This window comes from Bradyrhizobium sp. Pa8 (assembly GCF_052588265.1).
Map to the genome: position 1 here is coordinate 9,308,793 of NZ_CP176767.1, position 17,095 is coordinate 9,325,887.

General features: G+C 64.6%; 13 protein-coding genes. 7 read left to right on the forward strand and 6 right to left on the reverse strand.

Annotated features, from left to right (window positions below):
• Positions 1-14: 14 nt before the first annotated feature.
• The 6 genes from ACKWRH_RS44235 to ugpB all read right to left on the reverse strand — a co-directional run bounded on the left by ACKWRH_RS44235 (position 15) and on the right by ugpB (position 8,534).
• Entirely contained in the window at positions 15-1,754 is a 1,740-nt protein-coding gene (locus tag ACKWRH_RS44235; RefSeq protein WP_445218661.1) for a dipeptide ABC transporter ATP-binding protein, read from the reverse strand.
• Between the two features lie 313 nt (positions 1,755-2,067).
• Positions 2,068-2,967, reverse strand: coding sequence for an ABC transporter permease (locus tag ACKWRH_RS44240; protein ID WP_014491237.1), 900 nt, complete (start codon positions 2,965-2,967; stop codon positions 2,068-2,070).
• Positions 2,968-2,970: 3 nt separating this feature from the next.
• Positions 2,971-3,984 (reverse strand): ABC transporter permease, encoded by a 1,014-nt coding sequence (locus ACKWRH_RS44245; RefSeq protein ID WP_445218662.1) that lies wholly within the window; start codon positions 3,982-3,984, stop codon positions 2,971-2,973.
• 269 nt (positions 3,985-4,253) lie between these two features.
• Positions 4,254-5,876 carry an ABC transporter substrate-binding protein gene (locus tag ACKWRH_RS44250; RefSeq protein WP_445218663.1) on the reverse strand — a complete coding sequence of 541 codons (1,623 nt, stop codon included), beginning with the start codon at positions 5,874-5,876 and terminating at the stop codon, positions 4,254-4,256.
• Positions 5,877-6,121: 245 nt separating this feature from the next.
• Positions 6,122-7,069 (reverse strand): aminoglycoside phosphotransferase family protein, encoded by a 948-nt coding sequence (locus ACKWRH_RS44255; protein WP_445218664.1) that lies wholly within the window; start codon positions 7,067-7,069, stop codon positions 6,122-6,124.
• 193 nt (positions 7,070-7,262) lie between these two features.
• The gene (gene ugpB, locus ACKWRH_RS44260) at positions 7,263-8,534 is read right to left on the reverse strand and encodes a sn-glycerol-3-phosphate ABC transporter substrate-binding protein UgpB (protein WP_445222588.1); all 1,272 of its coding nucleotides are present in this window, start codon (positions 8,532-8,534) and stop codon (positions 7,263-7,265) included.
• Positions 8,535-8,788: 254 nt separating this feature from the next.
• Between ugpB and ACKWRH_RS44265 the strand changes: the two genes are divergently transcribed.
• From ACKWRH_RS44265 to ACKWRH_RS44295, 7 genes are all read left to right on the forward strand, one after another.
• A complete protein-coding gene (locus ACKWRH_RS44265) occupies positions 8,789-9,784 on the forward strand; it encodes a TRAP transporter substrate-binding protein (protein WP_445218665.1) in 996 nt (331 codons plus the stop codon).
• Between the two features lie 5 nt (positions 9,785-9,789).
• A complete protein-coding gene (locus tag ACKWRH_RS44270; protein WP_445218666.1) occupies positions 9,790-11,868 on the forward strand; it encodes an ATP-binding protein in 2,079 nt (692 codons plus the stop codon).
• Positions 11,838-13,583, forward strand: coding sequence for an ATP-binding response regulator (locus tag ACKWRH_RS44275; protein ID WP_445218667.1), 1,746 nt, complete (start codon positions 11,838-11,840; stop codon positions 13,581-13,583). The genes ACKWRH_RS44270 and ACKWRH_RS44275 overlap by 31 nt, the downstream gene beginning before the upstream one ends.
• Before the next feature lie 24 nt (positions 13,584-13,607).
• Positions 13,608-14,339 (forward strand): response regulator, encoded by a 732-nt coding sequence (locus tag ACKWRH_RS44280; protein WP_028151984.1) that lies wholly within the window; start codon positions 13,608-13,610, stop codon positions 14,337-14,339.
• Between the two features lie 321 nt (positions 14,340-14,660).
• Complete coding sequence (locus tag ACKWRH_RS44285; RefSeq protein ID WP_445218668.1) at positions 14,661-15,272, forward strand: sigma-70 family RNA polymerase sigma factor; 612 nt, start codon at positions 14,661-14,663, stop codon at positions 15,270-15,272.
• A gap of 501 nt (positions 15,273-15,773) precedes the next feature.
• Entirely contained in the window at positions 15,774-16,472 is a 699-nt protein-coding gene (locus ACKWRH_RS44290) for a cytochrome c biogenesis CcdA family protein (protein ID WP_445218669.1), read from the forward strand.
• 31 nt (positions 16,473-16,503) lie between these two features.
• Complete coding sequence (locus tag ACKWRH_RS44295) at positions 16,504-17,067, forward strand: redoxin domain-containing protein (protein WP_445218670.1); 564 nt, start codon at positions 16,504-16,506, stop codon at positions 17,065-17,067.
• Positions 17,068-17,095 lie beyond the last annotated feature (28 nt).

Here is a 17,095-nt window from a genome sequence, read left to right on the forward strand (position 1 = left end):
TCCCAAACAATCTCTCAGTGAACCGGCAACGGCGGATGCGGGATCGCCGTCAGCAATTCCTTGGTGTAGTCGTCCTGCGGATCGCTGAGGACCTTTTCGGAACAGCCCTCTTCGACGATTCGACCTGTCCGCATGACAATGACACGATCACACAACAAGCGCACTACGTTCAAATCATGCGAGACGAACAGATAACTCATACCTAAGCGCGCTTTCAGGTCCTGAAGCAGATTGAGGACTACGGCCTGGACCGAGACGTCCAGCGCCGCGGTCGGCTCGTCCAGGATGACGAGCTTCGGGTGCAGCGCGATGGCGCGCGCGATGCCGACGCGGGCCTTCTGGCCGCCGGAGAGCTGGTGCGGAAACCGATCCAGCAGATTGTGCGGCAGCCCGACCATGGTGGCGAGCTCCTCGCAGCGCGTTCGAAGCGCATCGCGGCCCCTGATGTCGCCGAGCTGCATGATGGGGTCGGCGATGGCGCGGACGGCGGTGAAACGCGGGTTGAGACTGTCGGTCGGGTCCTGGAACACCATCTGGATGCGGCTGCGCTGCGGCAGCCGGGCAAAGGAGGCAGGCGCGATGGCGCCGATATCCTCGCCGTCGAACCGGATCAGGCCGGAGGTCTGGTCCAAGAGGCGCATCACCATCATCGACGTCGTCGATTTGCCGCAGCCGGATTCGCCGACCAGGCCGACGCTCTCGCCATGGCCGATGGAGAGGCTGATGCCGTCGACGGCGCGGAACACGTCCGGCTCCACAGGAGGCTTGCGGCCAAACAGTTTTCCAAGCGTGGCGGTGGCGCCCTGGCGGGGATATTCCTTGACGAGCTTTTCGATGAGGAGCAGGGGCTTGGGAGTCTCACCTTGCGAAGGCTGATGGATGGCCGGGTCAGGCCCGGCCATGGCGGCTACGGATGAGGACGCGCCCTCCTCCTCCGGCAACAGATCCCGCAAGCTCACGCCAAGCCGCGGCGTCGCGCGCATCAGCTTTTTTGTGTAGGGGTGCTGCGGGTTGGCGAAGATGTCGGCGGCTTTGGCGGTCTCGACCACGCGGCCCTTTTCCATCACGACGACGCGGTCGCAATAGGCAGCCGCAAGGCCGAGGTCGTGCGTGATCAGGATGGTCGACATCGCCTTGCGCTTGGTCAGCTCGACGATCAGGTCCATCACCGCCTTCTGGGTGGTGACGTCGAGACCCGTCGTCGGCTCGTCCGCGATCAGGAGCTGCGGATTGCAGGCGAGCGCGAGCGCGATGACGACGCGCTGGCACATGCCGCCGGACAGCTCGAACGGATAGGCGTGGTAGCGCTCGCGCGGGCGGGCGATCTTGACCTGCTCCAGCGCCTCGATCGCTTTTTCTCCGTGATCGGCGACCTGGGCCTGCTGTACGTGGGTGCGCAGCACATCCTCGATCTGGTCGCCGACCTTCCGGATCGGATTCAGCGCCGCGCGCGGGTTCTGGAAGATCATCGAGACTTCGCGGCCGCGCAGATCGCGCATCTGGTCTTCGCTGGCCGCCTTCACGTCGATGCCGGAGAACATCACCGAGCCCTCGGCGATCCGCCCCGCCCGGTCGAGGATGCGCATCACCGCATAGGACGTCACCGACTTGCCGGAGCCGGACTCGCCGACGATGGCGAGCGTCTCGCCCTTGGCAACGGAGATGTTGACGTGCTGCACGGCTTTGACGATGCCGCGGCGGGTGGTGAATTCGACGGTGAGGTCCTGGACGTCGAGGAGGGGCTGGGCGGTCATGGACGGCTCCCGCCACTCAAAAAGTGCGAAAACAACCCCATGCACAGTAGAATGGGGTTGAAATCGTTGGGGAATTTCGGCGGGAAATTTGAGCGTGAGGCGGGCATGGGCCTCTCGCTCCCTCCCCCCTTGCGGGGGAGGGGCAGGGAGAGGGGTAGCCCCGGGAGAGGTCTGAGTTTGTGGCTACCCCTCTCCCTGCCCTCGAGAGCGAGCTTTGCTCGCCTCGGACCCCGCAAGGGGGGAGGGAATGAGAGAGCAGTGTCCGCCTCACATGTGAGCCTCGCGTGGCTCGCTGCGTGCTTGGAAACCATCATCACGTCCTCCGCTGCGGGTCGACGATATCGCGGAGGCCGTCGCCGAGGAGGTTGAAGCAGAACACGGCGATCATCAGCGCAAGGCCCGGGAACAGCGCGATCCACCATTCGCCCGACACCATGAAGCCCGCGCCCTCGGCTACCATGATGCCCCATTCGGCGGTGGGCGGGCGAACACCGAGGCCGATGAAGGACAGGCCCGCGGCATTGAGGATGGCGTAGCCCATGGTCAGCGACATCTGCACGATCATGATCGGCATGATGTTCGGGAGAATATGCACGAGCAGGATACGGAATTCGCCGTTGCCGGACAGGCGCGCGGCCTGCACGAAGCCGGCGTTACGGCGGACGTTCGCCTCGGCGCGCGCGACACGGGCGTAGAGCGGGAAGTTCACGATTGCCGTGGCCAGGATGATGTTCTGCACGGTGTTGCCGAGGGCGGCGACGATGCCCATCGCCAGCACGAACAGCGGAAACGCCATGATGGTGTCGGCGATGCGGCCGACGATGCGGTCGGTCCAGCCGCCGAAATAGCCGGCCGCGATGCCGGCAAGACCGCCCATCAGGAATACCAGCACGACGGAGGCGACGGCGATGAACGTATCGAGCCGCGTCGCCACGATGACGCGGCTAAAAATGTCGCGGCCGAGCTGGTCGGTGCCGAACCAGTGCGCCATCGACGGCGGCTTCAGCGCCGCAGCCGTATCGGAAGCGAGCGGATCATACGGCACCACGTAGGGGCCGAAGATCGCGGCTATCAGGATCACGATCAGCAGCGCGAAGGCGAAGCCGGTGACCTTGTTCTCGCCGAGAACGTAGCGGGTCTGTTCGAGGATCGCGACCAGCCCTGATGTCCGCGCGGGACCGACGGGCTCAACTGCAGGCGCAACGGAGCTCATGATTTAGCCCTCCAACCTGACACGCGGATCGATCACGCCGTAGAGAATGTCGATCACGAGATTGAGCAGCACGTACATGACCGCCATGGTCAGCACAAAACCTTGCACCGGCGCGAAGTCGGACGAGATCAGCGCTTCCACCGCATAGGAGCCGATGCCGGGCCAGGCGAACACTTTTTCCACCAGCACGTTCGCCCCTAGCAGGAACGAGAACACCATGCTGAGCGTGGTGATCACGGGCAGCATCGCATTGCGAAACGCGTAGGTGATGATGACGGTCGACGGCGACAGGCCGCTGGCGCGGGCCGTACGCACGAACTCCGACGACAACACCGCGAGCATCGAGGCGCGCGTCATGCGCGCGATCGGCGCCAGCGAGAAGATCGCGAGCGTCGTCGCCGGCAAAATGAGCTGGCTCAGCGCGGAACGGAACGCCTCGAAGTCGCGCGCGATCAGCGTGTCGACCAGGTAGAAGCCGGTCACCGTCGGCGGCGCGCTGTAGAACACATCGAGACGGCCGAGCGGCGCGGGCGACCAGCCGAGCCGGAAATAGAAGACATAGACCAGCACAAGGCCGGTGAAGAACACGGGCAGCGAGACGCCGGCCGTCGTCGTCACCCGGCATAAATGGTCGACCCATGATCCCGGCCGCGTCGCCGCCAGCACGCCGAGCGGAATGGCGATCACGACCGAAACGATGAGGCCGATCAGCGTCAGTTCAGCCGAGGCCGGTAGGCGGTTGCGGATTTCGGCCGCGACGGGCTGTCCCGTGGTGAGCGAGTTGCCGAAATCGCCGTGGGCGAGGTCGTTGGTGTAGCGGAAGAACTGCTCGATCAGCGGCTTGTCGAGGCCGAGCTTCTTGCGGATCTGCTCGACGGCTTCCTTGGTTGCCGCGGGCCCTGCGAAGTACGCGGCGGGATCACCGGGCAACGCGCGCGTCAGCAGGAAGGTGACGATGACGACCCCGATCAGGGAGGGAATCGCGAACATCAGGCGCTTGCCGATCATGGTCAGCATGGGAGCGCTCTCCTTCTGCTTTGCGATTGGGGGCGAACTTGCGCGGCTTGCGCCGCTGCGTTCCCTCCCCCCTTGCGGGGGAGGGCTAGGGAGAGGGGTGGCTCCGGGAGAGGCCTGAGTTTGTGGCTCCCCCTCTCCCCGACCTCGAGAGCAAGCTTCGCTCGCCTCGGACCCCGCAAGGGGGGAGGGAGCGAGAGAGCAGTGGCCGCCTCACTCAAATCAACGTTGCCAACAAATGCCGATGCGTCGTTGACGATCAGCATGACGGCTCACCCCTTCGCCAGCGCGCGGTAATCCAGGCGGCGGTGGAACCAGTATTGGTAGCCACTGATGTTCTTCTGCATCGCGACGTTGACGAAGGGCTGGTACAGCGGGATGCGCGGGATGTCGGTGAAAGCGAGATCGACGAAGCCCTTCACGTCGGCATCGTAGGTCGCGGTGTCGCCGGTGGCGGCCGCGGTGCGTGCGCCGTCGATCAGCTTGTCCATCTCCGCCGACTTGTAGCTCATGGTGTTGAAGACGGAATTGTTGCCGTGATAGCACCAGTAGAAGAAGTACTCGGGGTAATCGAGCCAGCCCGAGAACACGTTGGTGAAGAGCGGCATCTCCTTCTTGTTCAACTCGGTGCGCCAGTTGGCGCCGGGCACCTTGTTGATGGTGGTCTTGATGCCGATCTGCGCCAGGCTCTCCTGCACCAGCACGCAGAGCGGCTCGTTGACGCCGGCAAAGTTCAGGTCGAACGAGATCGTGGTCTCGAAGCCGTTGGCGTAACCGGCCTCGCTGAGCAGCGCCTTCGCCTTGTCCATGTCGGTGTTGTATTTGTGCGGCTGCGGCCACGCGACTTCGGTCGGCTTGTCCTTCGGCGCGCCGAACATCGGATTCGCGAGGCCAAACATCACGGCGTCCATGATCTTCTGATAGGGCAGCGCGTAGGCGACCGCCTGGCGGACCTTGGGATTATCGAACGGCGGCTTGGTGACGTTCATGCCGATATACTGGATGCCGTTGGAGAACGGCAGCGACACGACGTTGAGCTTCCCGTTCGCCTTCATCTCCTGAAAGTCCTTGTTGGGCAGCTCGTAGGAGATGTCGGCGTCGCCGCGCTCCAGCAGCGCGCGGCGGTTGCCGGCCTGCGGCACCATGCGCCAGATCACGCGCTTGATCTTCGGCAGCGGACCGCAGACCCAATCCTCGTTGCGCTCCATGATGACTTCGGTGCCCGCGGTCCACTTCGTCACCTTGTAGGCGCCGGAGCCCGCGGTCTGCTGCTTGGTGAACTCCAGACCCCAGGGGTCCTTCTCACTGGCGTTCTTCTTCACCAGCTCGGAATTGACGATGCAGGGCACGATGACCGCGAGATCGGGGATCGTGAGCTTGTCCTTCTTCAGGAAATCGACGCGCACGGTGTAGTCGTCGATCACGACGAACTGCTCCGGCTTTGTAAGAGAGCCCGCACTCATCTGGAAGGTCGGGAAGCCGCCGACGCTGACGGCGCGGTCGAGCGACCACTTCACGTCCTTGGCGGTGACAGGCGTGCCGTCGTGGAATTTGGCGTTCTTGCGCAGCTTGAAGGTGACCGACATGTCGTCGATCTTCATCTCCTCGGCGAGCTCGCCCTTGAACTTGTCGCGGTCGTAATAGGGCACGCCGCCGGGGCCGGTCTTCATCTCGTGGCTGATCAGGCGGTCGTAGCAATTCCAGGATACTTCGTAGCCGGGCACGTTGGTGCCGACGCCGTGGATGTCGAGATTGTTCGGGCCACCTTCCGAGACGATCAGCAGCGTCTCCGAGCGCGCATCGGCATAGGCCGTGGAGATGACCTGTGGCATCGCCGGAAGCGCCGCGCCTGCGGCCAATCCGGACACGGACTTGAGGAAATCGCGGCGCTTCATGGAAAATGCTCCAACGCAAAAGTTTCTGGTTGGAACAGGGATTCGCAAGGTTCGTGCCAGCGCTTAATAGGATCTTAATTTCCACATAAGCCATTGATTCAAAATAATCTTTTTGTATTTCGGTGATTGATCGCGCTTTAGGCAAGCCGGTCAATTGCATACAAAGATGCGATTTTGCTCTAAAAATAAGCTGAAAGATTGAGCGCTTCCGGATTGAGCAGGACGTTGCAGATGGCCCGGACCGTTCAGCCCGGCCATATCAGATCCTGGAGTTCGACGAGATCGTTCGCCCGGTCCTGCCAACCCTCGATACAGACGTGGCTGTTGAGGTCGCTGGCGCGGTGCAGCAGCATCAGCGCCATCAGCCGCCGCTTCAGTGCGAAATCCAACTTCGCATAGCCAAAGCCCTCGAGCAGGCTGCGCACCCTCCCCGGCCGTCCCGCCGCCATGAAGGCGCTGGGGCCGAGCAAATCGTAATCGCGCCATCCCACGAGCACGTCGCCGAAGTCGAACAGGCCGGCCAGCGACCAGTTGCCGTCGTCGCAAGCGAGCAGGAAGTTCTGGGGGATATATTCGCCCACCAGGATCACCGGCGGCGCATCCATCGGGATCAGTTTTGCAGCGTCGCGCAGGAGATCGTCGAGGCCCTCGAGGAATTTCGGCGCAAGGCCAAGGCGCGTGTGCCGTGCCCTGCAACCCTGCATCTGGGCGCGTATGAACGCATCCCAGCGCGGCTCGATCTCCGCCAGCGATCCAAGCGGCGCGCGCTGCACGGCGGCGATGGTCTCGCCGATCTGGCGCAGCAGGCGCTCTTTCTGGTCTTCCGCCAGCTGCGGCCAGACCTCCGAGCCGAGTGTGCCGGCAAGGCGCGTGATGACGAGGTAGGGCCAGCCGTCGCGCTCACCCTCCGCGACGATCTCCGGGATCGGCAGATGAAGGCGGCCGGCAAGCTGCGCCAGCGATCCGCGTTCGGAGACGAATTGTGCGCGCAAGTGCGGCGGGAAGATTTTCAGGATCAGCTTCTCGCCGAGGCCGACGACGAGATTGGTGCCGGTGGCAAACACATGCGGCGCGCTGATATCGAGACCGTGGCTGCGGGCGATGTCTATCGCAATTCCCAGCCATCGCGGAGGATCGGAGCGAAAGGCGCGAAAGCTGTCTGCATCGGCGAGGTGGGGTAGTTTCATCGACATCGCAACCTTATGCATTTCAAAAGCAGTTCCCCTCGCGGCCCATCCTTCGAGACGCCCGCTTTGGCGGGCTCCTCAGGATGAGGGCGGAGTGCGTGGCAGCGATTTTGGCAGGCACCGATGCCGCTTAGCCTCATCCTGAGGAGACCGCGAGAAGCGGTCGTCTCGAAGGACGAGGCGCGCGCTCAGGCATACGCTACCGGTCCGGGCTGGCGCGCTCGAACTGGCGCAGCAGCTTGTTGCCGCGCTCGACCGCGGCATCGAGCGCGGCCTGCGCGCCCTTCTGGCCGGTAAAGGCCTGCTCCAACTCGTCCTCGATTGCGCCGCGGATCAGCACGAAGGAGCCGAGCCGGATGCCCTTCGAGTTCTCCGTCGGCGGATGCAGCGTGATCTCCTCGAACGAGATCGCGGAGCCCGGATTGCGCTCGTAAAAACCCTGCGCGCGCGTCAGCTCGAAGGCGGCGCGGGTGATCGGCAGATAGCCGGTGTTCTGGTGCCAGGCGGCCTGCACGCCGGGCTGCGACAGATAAGCGAAGAACCGGGCCACGCCCTTGTATTCCGCGCGCGGGCGGTCGCGAAGCACCCACAGCGTGGCACCGCCGATGATCGAGTTCTGCGGCGCGTTCTTCACATCGGGCCAGTACGGCATCATCCCGTAGCCGATATCGAACTTCGAATTCGCTCTGATGTCGGCCCGCGTCGCCGAGGAGCCGATGAAGATGCCGCATTCGCCCTTCTGGAAGCGCGGCTCGGCCGACTGCCCGCGGCCGCCGTAATCGAACACCTTGTCCTTCTGCCACTCGGCGAGCTGGGCGATGTGTTGCACGACGACCGGGTTGTTGATGGTCAGCTCGGCATCCAGCCCCGCAAAGCCATTGGTCCGCGTCGCGAGCGGCAGATTGTGGAAGGCGGAGAAATTCTCGATGTGGATCCAGGACGGCCAGGAGGTGGTGAAGCCGCAGGCCGCACCGCGCTCGCGCAGGCGTTTTGCGGCAAGCCCAAGCTCGGGCCATGTCCTCGGCGGCGTCTCCGGATCGAGGCCCGCGTCGCGGAACATGGTCTTGTTGTAATAGAGGATCGGCGTCGAGGAATTGAACGGGAAGGACAACAGATTGCCGGCCGCATCGGTGTAATAGCCGGAGACTGCGGGAAGGTAATCGCCCAGCGAGAACGGCTCGTTCATGTCCCGCATCATGCTGAACACGGGATAGATCGCGCCCTTGGCCGCGGTCATGGTCGCGGTGGCGACCTCGTTGACCTGGACGATCGCGGGCTGGCTGCGCGAGCGGAAGGCGAAGATCGCAGCCGTCACGGTCTCGGTGTAGTTGCCCTTGTAAGTTGGGACGATGCGATAATCCGGCTGCGAGGCGTTGAAATCGGCGGCGAGCTTCTCGAGCTGCCGGCCGAGTTCGCCGGACATGGCGTGCCATAGCGCGATGTCGGTGGCAGCGCGCGCCTGAAGAGGCATTACGAGGACGATGAAAGCGGCGACGATCCGCAAAAGACGCGATGTTGAAATCACGATGGCTCTTCCCGTGTCGCGCGGCAAAAGGCGACCATACCTGCTTAAGGCGCTGCATTTCCCGTTTCAACCGGGAATGAGGTCGGCTGCGCCGCACAATCGCCCCGCCGGGTGCGGCGGGATGGCCTTCCCTCAACCATCTGCTAGATTGCGTTGAACCTTTTGGCTCCGCCATAGACTCCACCACTGAGGGGTTGAGTGTGCCAGTGCTGAACCGTGCCGAACTCTCGCGGACCGGGGTGATCTTTGTCGTGCTTTTGCTCGCGGTCTGCGCGACGAGCGCTGCTGCGCGCGAATTCCGCGTCGCCGACACCCAGACCGAGGATTACCCGACCGTCCAGGCGCTGCGCTACATGGGCGCGCTGATTGCCGAGCGCACGGGCGGCCGGCACGAGATCAAGGTGTTCCACTCCCGCCAGCTCGGCGAAGAGAAGGAGACCATCGAGCAGACCAGGGTCGGCGCGATCGACCTCAACCGGACCAATGTGGCGCTGATCGGCAACTTCGTCCCGGCGATGAACGTGCTCGCCATGCCGTTCCTGTTCCGGTCCATCGAGCACATGCAGAGGGTGCTGGACGGGCCGATCGGCAGCGAGATCCTCGGCAGTTTCGAGCCCTACGGCTTCGTCGGGCTCGCCTTCTACGATTCCGGCGCGCGGTCGATCTACAACGGCGTCCGTCCGATACGGAGCGTCGCCGACCTCAGGGGATTGCGGATCCGGGTGCAGCAGTCGGAGTTGATGAGCGAGATGATCCGCTCGCTCGGCGCCGAACCGGTCGAGATGCCCTACGGGCAGGTGCTCACCGGGCTTGCCAACCATCTGATCGACGGCGCCGAAAACAACTGGCCATCCTTCGTGACGACAGACCATTACAAACATGCCGGCCACCTCGCGCTTACCGAGCACACGATGAGCCCGGAAGTGCTGGTGATCTCGCTGAAGGCCTGGAAAAGCCTGTCGGCGGACGACCAGCAGATATTCCGCGAGGCCGCGGCTCGCTCCAGCCTGTTCATGCGCGAGAAGTGGCGCGACCTCGAGGAGCAGTCGCAGCACAAGGCTGAAGCCGCCGGCATCACCGTCGCCAGGGATATCGACCGCAAGCCGTTCGAGGACGCGATGGCTGCGATCTATGCCAAGGCGGGGCGCGATCCCGCCGCGGCCGCGCTGATCGAACGCATTCGCAAGGTGGAGTGAGCCGCTTGGCTGCACCTGGACACAGCGAGCACGCAGACAGGCCGCCCGGCCCGCTCGGGCGGCTGCGCGCACGCCTGGTCGGCATGCTCCGCGCGGTGCCGATCCGCTGGCGCATCCTGTCGATCGCGGCGCTGAACTCGGCCGTGGTCGTGGTGCTGGTGGGGCTGATCTGGAACGGCACGCAGGTGCTGGGCTCGGCCTGGGGCGACGTCCGCCAGGTGCGCGAGTCCGACCGTATCCTGGCGCTGCTCGAAAGCGAGACCGGGCGCCTGCACAATCTGATCCACCGCTACATCAACCAGCCGAGCCCGGACCTGTTCGCCGAGATCCTGCTGCTGCGCGAGGCGGTGCTGGGCACGCTGACCGACCGTGCCGCCAAGGACCCGATGCTGTCGGGCTCGGTCGAGGAGCTGGAGCGCACCACCGACCGCTTCCTCAACGGCTTCGGCGAGCTGCGCAGCGTGCAGGCGACCATCGCCAAGACCTATGAGGAGCAGGTGCAGGGCCCGGCCAGGGACATGGCCGGACTCTACTCCATCATCGAAGGCGCCACCGGCCATCGCGACGCCCTGATCTGGCCCTCGCTCGGCAAGTCCCGCGAGGCCTTCACCGCGATGCTGGTCGCCGCCAACTCCTACTATCTGTCGCTCTCGCCCGGTGCCGCCGACGACGCGCGCCGCAACACCGAGACGATCGAGAAGACCATTCCGGTCATGATCGATCTCGCCGACAACGACCTGCAGCGCATGGCGCTGCAACGGCTCGGGACCCGCACCATGGCGCTGCGCGAGGGTTTCGCAAAACTCTCCGAGCAGCTGACGAGCCGCACCGAATTGCTGCGCAACACCATCGACGCCAGCCAGGCCGAGGCGATCGGCGCTATCGACGACCTCTCCACCAAGATGCGCCAGCGCGAGCAGAAGGCGCAGGAGACGTTTGATCGTACCCTGGCCGATATCTCGCGGCGGGTGCTGTCGATCGCGGTAATCTTCCTCGGCATCATCCTCACCGCGGGCGTGCTGATCGCGCTGTCGATCCGCCTGCCGCTGCAGCAGATCATGACCGCGATGCGCGCGATCGCGCTCGGCGACCTCGACCGCGAGGTGCAGGGCACCAAGGCACGCGACGAGGTCGGCGCCATGGCGCGCGCGGTCGAGGTGTTCCGCGAGAACGCGATCGCGAAGCGCGAGACCGAGGACGAGCTGCGCGCGGCCAAGGAGAAGGCCGAGAGCGCGCTGCTCGAGCTCAACACCGCGCAGCAGAATTTGATCGACGCCGAACGGCTGGCGGCGCTCGGCGGACTCGTCGCCGGCGTCGCGCACGAGGTCAACAACCCGATCGGCATCAGCCTGACCGTCGCTTCCAGCTTCGCCCGGCGCACCGAGATCTTCGAAGCCCAGCTCAAGGGCGACGGCGGCCTGCGCCGCTCGCAGCTGGAGGAGTTCGTGCAATCCTCGCGCGACGCCTCGCAGCAGCTCGTCGCCAACCTCACCCGCGCCGGCGAGCTGATCCAGTCGTTCAAGCAGGTCGCGGTCGACCGCTCGCATGCCGAGCGGCGGCAGTTCTCACTCAGCGAAGCCACCGACCAGATCATCGCCAGCCTGCGTCCAGTCCTGAAGCGCTCGCCGATCACGCTCCAGGTCGACGTGCCCGAGGGGCTCCTGCTCGACGGCTATCCCGGCTCCTACGGCCAGATCCTGACCAACCTCTTCCTCAACGCCGCCAACCACGCCTTTGCCGACGGCCGCGCCGGCACGATCACGATCTCGGCGCGGCCGCGCGGGTCCGACGACATCGAGATCATCTTCGCCGATGACGGGGCCGGCATGACCCCGGACGTGCAGCGCCAGGCCTTTGACCCATTCTTTACCACCCGGCGCAATGAAGGTGGTACGGGACTCGGGCTTCATATCGTCTATAACCTTGTCACCCAGCAGCTCGGCGGACGCATGATGCTGGAATCCAAGCTGGGACAAGGCACTACTTTTCGGATTATCATGCCGCGGATCGCCAAGGGCGGCACGCAAAGCACAGAGACTGACGGGACTTCTCAATGGCCGAACAGGACGATGTCCTCCACCTGATCGACGATACCGGTGCCGCACCGGAGGACCAGAACGCAAGGAAGTGGAAGATCGCCGTCATCGACGACGATCCCGCCGTGCATGACGGCACCCGCTTCGCGCTGTCCGACTACAGCCTCAACGGCCAGGGGCTGGAGATCCTCTCCGCCCATTCCGCGGCGGAAGGTCGCAAGCTGATGGCCGCGCATGGCGATATCGCCGCCGTGCTGCTCGACGTCATCATGGAGACCGATGTCGCCGGCCTCGAGCTGGTCGAGTTCATCCGCAACGAGCTCAAGAACGAGACCGTGCGCATCATCCTGCGCACGGGACAGCCCGGCCAGGCGCCGGAGCGGCGCGTGATCGTCCAGTACGACATCAACGACTACAAGGCCAAGACCGAGCTCACCGCCGACAAGCTGTTCACCTCGCTGACCGCGGCGCTGCGCTCCTATCAGCAGCTCGAGCGCATGGTGCAGACGCGGCGCGGGCTCGAGATCATCATCGACGCCGCCTCGACGCTGTACGACTTCAAGTCGATGCAGCGGCTCGCCGAGGGCGTGCTGACCCAGCTCGCCTCGCTGCTCAATGTCGATTGCGCCGGCATACTGGTCCTGCGCGACAATGGCGGCGTGGACCCCGAACTCTCCGTGCTCGCCGGCAGCGGCTGCTACAGCCGCTTCATCGGCACGACCTCGTCGAAGGCGCTCGACCCCGATCTGCGCACGATGGTGGAAGCCGCGTTCCAGGGCCGCAAGAACGAATTCGCCGACCACCGCAGCGTGATCTATCTGCGGACCGGCTCCGGCCGCGAGGTGGTGGTGCTGCTGCAGGCCGAGCGCGAGCTGTCCGAGACCGACCGCTCGCTGGTCGAGATCTTCTCCAGCCGGCTCTCGATCGCCTTCGACAACGTGATCCTCTATCAGCAGCTCCAGGACGCCAACACGCAGCTCGAGGACCGCGTCGCCCAGCGCACCCGCGCGCTGATGCAGGCCAACCGCCGCCTCTCTGCGCAATGGCTGCGGCTGCAGCGCGCCAACGGCTTCAAGAACGAGATTCTGGGCACCGTCGCCCACGACCTCAAGAACCCGCTCGGCGTCATCCTCGGCCGCACCGAGATGCTGAAGGAGCTGATCGCGACCGGCGCCTCGTCCGACGGCGTGGTCGCCCAGGTCGATCACATCCGCGATGCGACGAAGCGCCTGACCACGATGGTCGATCATCTGATCTCGGACGCGATGGCCGATGCCTTCGACATCACCATCCGCCGCGAGCCGGTCGACGTCGCGGCACTGGTGAAAGAGGTCGCCGACGCCAACCAGCCGCTTGCGGTCAACAAGCAGCAGGCCATCCACGTCACGGCGCCGCCCAACATCGTCACCATGTGCGACACCGACCGCATCCGCGAGGCGATCGACAATCTGATCAGCAACGCCATCAAGTACAGCCCGATCGGCGGCAAGATCACCGTCGCCGTCACCCATGAAGCCAGTGATACCGTCGTCCGCGTCAGCGACGAGGGCGCCGGCCTGTCGCCGGAGGATCTCGGCCGCCTGTTCGGCCGGTTCCAGCGGCTTTCGGCCAAACCGACCGCGGGCGAGAGCTCGACGGGGCTTGGGCTTTCCATCGTCAAGCGTATTATCGACATGCATGGCGGCGAGGTGACGGCCGAGAGCGACGGTCCCGGCAAGGGATCGACCTTCACCATCACCCTGCCCGCGACCGAGTTGCCGTGATTCGAGTACCGAGATCTGAGTGACATGACCCAAAGCCAGCACATCATGATCGTCGACGACGAGGCCCCGGCCAGGGAGATGGTCGGCGATTACCTCAAGATGCACGGCTTCACCGTGACGCTGTGCGACGGCGGCAAGAGCTTGCGCACCGCGATCGACGGCAGCATGCCCGACCTCGTCGTGCTCGACCTCAACATGCCCGAGGAAGACGGCCTCTCGATCATCCGCGACCTCAAGAGCCGCATCAACGTGCCCGTGATCATGCTGACGGCGACCGCGAGCCCGATCGACCGCGTCGTCGGTCTCGAGCTCGGCGCCGACGATTACGTGGCAAAGCCCTGCGAGCTGCGCGAGCTGATGGCGCGCATCCGCTCGGTGTTGCGGCGGAGCACGCCGGTGAAGGCGGCCGAGACCGCGCCCGCCAAATCGGACAAGGATCAATTGGTGCGCTTCGGCACCAAATGGCTCGACCTCGAAGCGCAGGCCTTGCGCGACGACGAAGGCAACGAGCATCCGCTCACCGCGTCCGAATTCGGGCTACTGAAAGTGTTCGCGGCCAATCCGAAGCGCGTGCTGTCGCGCGAGCGCCTGCTCGAACTGGCCAATGCGCGCGACGCCGAAGCCTTCGACCGCGCCGTGGATCTGCGCATCATGCGCATCCGCCGCAAGATCGAGCCCGACCCGACCAAGCCAGCCGTGATCCGCACCATCCGCGGCGGCGGCTATCTGTTCTCGCCCGCGGGCGAGAAGGCGTAGGGCGCGCGGCACCTACCGCTGTCGTCCCGGGTTCGCTTCACGCCCCGGAATGACGGCATGGGTACCGCGACCGAACGCAAAGCCCGGAATTTCGTTCCCGGCTGCCCCGGGCGCTCCCCAATCCCTACCCCCGTATTTTCCGTACATTGAAATTCCACGACTTTTCGCCCCGAATGTTTCGTCGCGGCCTGTCCGACGAAACAATTTGGCGGCGCACGAAACCATTTTCCGCTTTTGGTGCAGACGTCCCGAAACGTTCGCTGATTAACACTTTGGTCCAAGGAAACGCCGCTCGGTTGCGGCGCTACGGGGAGCAAGTCAATGCCGAACGTCATCGCCATCAACGCCCAAGCCAGCCAGAGCATCGTTGCCGCTCAGGCGACCTCGGACGACATGCTTCTGGAAAGCATTGCCGACGGCAACCGGACGTCGATGCACATCCTCTATTGCCGGCACAATGTGCGGGTTTATCGCTTCATCCTGCGCATCGTGCGTGACGCGACCACCGCGGAAGACCTCGTCAGCCAGGTGTTCCTCGACGTGTGGCGCACCGCAGGCCAATTCCAGGGCCGCTCGCAGGTCTCGACCTGGCTGCTCTCGATCGCGCGCTTCAAGGCGCTGACCGCGATGCGCCAGCGCCGCTTCGAGGACATCGACCAGGACGACGTGCGCCAGATTCCTGACGATGCCGAGACGCCCGAGACCTCGCTCGACCGCAACGACACCAGCGCCATCCTGCGCGCCTGCGTGCAAAAACTGTCGCCCGCGCATCGCGAGATCATCAACCTCGTCTACTACCATGAGAAGTCGGTGGAGGAGGTCGGTCAGATCATCGGCATCCCGCAGAGCACGGTGAAGACCCGGATGTTCTATGCCCGCAAGCAACTGGCCGATTTGCTTAAGGGCGCCGGCGTCGACCGTTTCGCCGCCTAAGGCCAAAGATTTCAATGGGATAGGACCGAAGTTTCGGCCCTGTCCCCGGACACGGAAGTGTTACCGCCGACGAAATAATTGAAACAAAGCACAACATCACGCGGAAAAACTTCCCCCCTATAAATCTCACATACGGTTTCGTTAAACCTCCCAAGACTTCCAGCGACCCGGACGGGATGCCCCCCTCCGGGTCGTTTTATGTTTGGGGCCGATAGAGCCGCGGCAGGCTCGGTGCACCTCTCTCGCTTGAGTGAGGCGGCCCCTGCTCCCTCATTCCCTCCCCCCTTGCGGGGGAGGGGCAGGGAGAGGGGTAGCCACGAACTCAGACCTCTCCCGGGGCTACCCCTCTCCCCCACCCTCCCCCGCAGGGGCGGAGCGCGCTGCCGCCTTGGCCGGCACAGTTGCTTCCCAAAACAATCGCCCCTCACGAAGGCGTGACGCCACGTAACAACGCGCACGTCCATCCCGAACTGCCCTCGTGACCTCCTTCACGAGTGCCCGATGCTCGAACTTGTCTTCGCCGTCCTTGCCGGCATCCTGACCATCGCCGCGCCCTGCACGCTGCCGATGCTGCCGATCCTGCTCGGCGCCTCGATCGGGCGGGCGGGGCACTTGCGGCCCGCGATGATCGCGCTCGGCTTCGTCGTCTCGTTCTCGGCGACCGCGCTGCTGTTGGGTGCGATCACGCGGCTGTTCGATTTCGATCCGAACGTGCTCCGCGAGGCCGCGTCGATCCTGCTGCTGGGCTTCGGCCTGTTGATGCTGTGGCCGGCGCCGTTCGAATGGCTGTCGATCCGGCTCAACGGCTGGCTCGATCTCGGCAATTCCGGCGCCGTGCAGCACGAGGGCGCGCTCGGCGGCCTCGTGCTCGGCACCACGCTCGGCCTGGTCTGGACGCCCTGCGCCGGTCCTGTGCTCGGCTCGATCCTGACGCTGGTCGCGACGTCAAAGAACGCCAGCTGGGCCGGCGTGCTGTTGGTTGCCTATGCCATCGGCGCAGCGATCCCGATGCTCGCGATCGCCTATGGTGGACAGGCCGCGACCACGCGGGTACGCAGCCTCGCGCGGATCTCGCGGCGGCTGCAGCAGGGCTTTGGTGTCGTCGTGATCGCCTTCGCGGTCGCCGCCTATTTCCAATACGACACGCTGATCGTGGCGTGGCTCACCGGATTCTATCCCACCGGCCAGATCGGCCTGTGATCATCCCTCATCTTCATCGGAGGACGCTTCCATGACTTTCAAACTGCTCGCCGTCTCCGCCGCACTGATCGGCATGGCCGTGACAGGCGCCGTCATTCCCGGCATCTGCGACGAGGCCGCGCGCGCCACCCCTGTCGTCACCGCTGCCGCAAGCCAACAGACCGCCCCTGATTTCACCGGCATCAACACCTGGTTCAACTCGAACCCGCTCAGCATCGCCGACCTCCGCGGCAAGGTCGTGCTGGTCGACTTCTGGACCTATGGCTGCGTCAACTGCGTCAACACGCTGCCGCACGTCACCGACCTCTACGCCAAGTACAAGGACAAGGGCCTCGTCGTGGTCGGCGTGCACACGCCGGAATTCCCGTTCGAGCGCTCCGCCGCCAACGTGCAGGCCGCGTTGAAGCGCCACGGCATCACCTATCCGGTGGCGCAGGATAACGACTCGAAGACCTGGAACACCTACCAGAACCAGTATTGGCCGGCGCAATACATCATCGACCAGAGCGGCAAGATCGTGTTCCAGCATGAGGGCGAGGGCCGTTACGACGAGATCGACCGCACCGTGGCAAAGCTGCTGAACGCCAACAGCTGAGGCCGGATCGCCGCGGCCGCCGTTGTTG

Bases quoted from the DNA above. Each gene is read 5' to 3' on its own strand.
- ugpB (WP_445222588.1), bottom strand. From the start codon at position 8,534: ATGCCTCTTCAGGCGCGCGCTGCCACCGACATCGCGCTATGGCACGCC.
- ACKWRH_RS44255 (WP_445218664.1), bottom strand. From the start codon at position 7,069: ATGTCGATGAAACTACCCCACCTCGCCGATGCAGACAGCTTTCGCGCC.
- ACKWRH_RS44250 (WP_445218663.1), bottom strand. From the start codon at position 5,876: ATGAAGCGCCGCGATTTCCTCAAGTCCGTGTCCGGATTGGCCGCAGGC.
- ACKWRH_RS44285 (WP_445218668.1), top strand. From the start codon at position 14,661: ATGCCGAACGTCATCGCCATCAACGCCCAAGCCAGCCAGAGCATCGTT.
- ACKWRH_RS44280 (WP_028151984.1), top strand. From the start codon at position 13,608: ATGACCCAAAGCCAGCACATCATGATCGTCGACGACGAGGCCCCGGCC.
- ACKWRH_RS44245 (WP_445218662.1), bottom strand. From the start codon at position 3,984: ATGCTGACCATGATCGGCAAGCGCCTGATGTTCGCGATTCCCTCCCTG.
- ACKWRH_RS44235 (WP_445218661.1), bottom strand. From the start codon at position 1,754: ATGACCGCCCAGCCCCTCCTCGACGTCCAGGACCTCACCGTCGAATTC.
- ACKWRH_RS44295 (WP_445218670.1), top strand. From the start codon at position 16,504: ATGACTTTCAAACTGCTCGCCGTCTCCGCCGCACTGATCGGCATGGCC.
- ACKWRH_RS44275 (WP_445218667.1), top strand. From the start codon at position 11,838: ATGGCCGAACAGGACGATGTCCTCCACCTGATCGACGATACCGGTGCC.
- ACKWRH_RS44240 (WP_014491237.1), bottom strand. From the start codon at position 2,967: ATGAGCTCCGTTGCGCCTGCAGTTGAGCCCGTCGGTCCCGCGCGGACA.
- ACKWRH_RS44290 (WP_445218669.1), top strand. From the start codon at position 15,774: ATGCTCGAACTTGTCTTCGCCGTCCTTGCCGGCATCCTGACCATCGCC.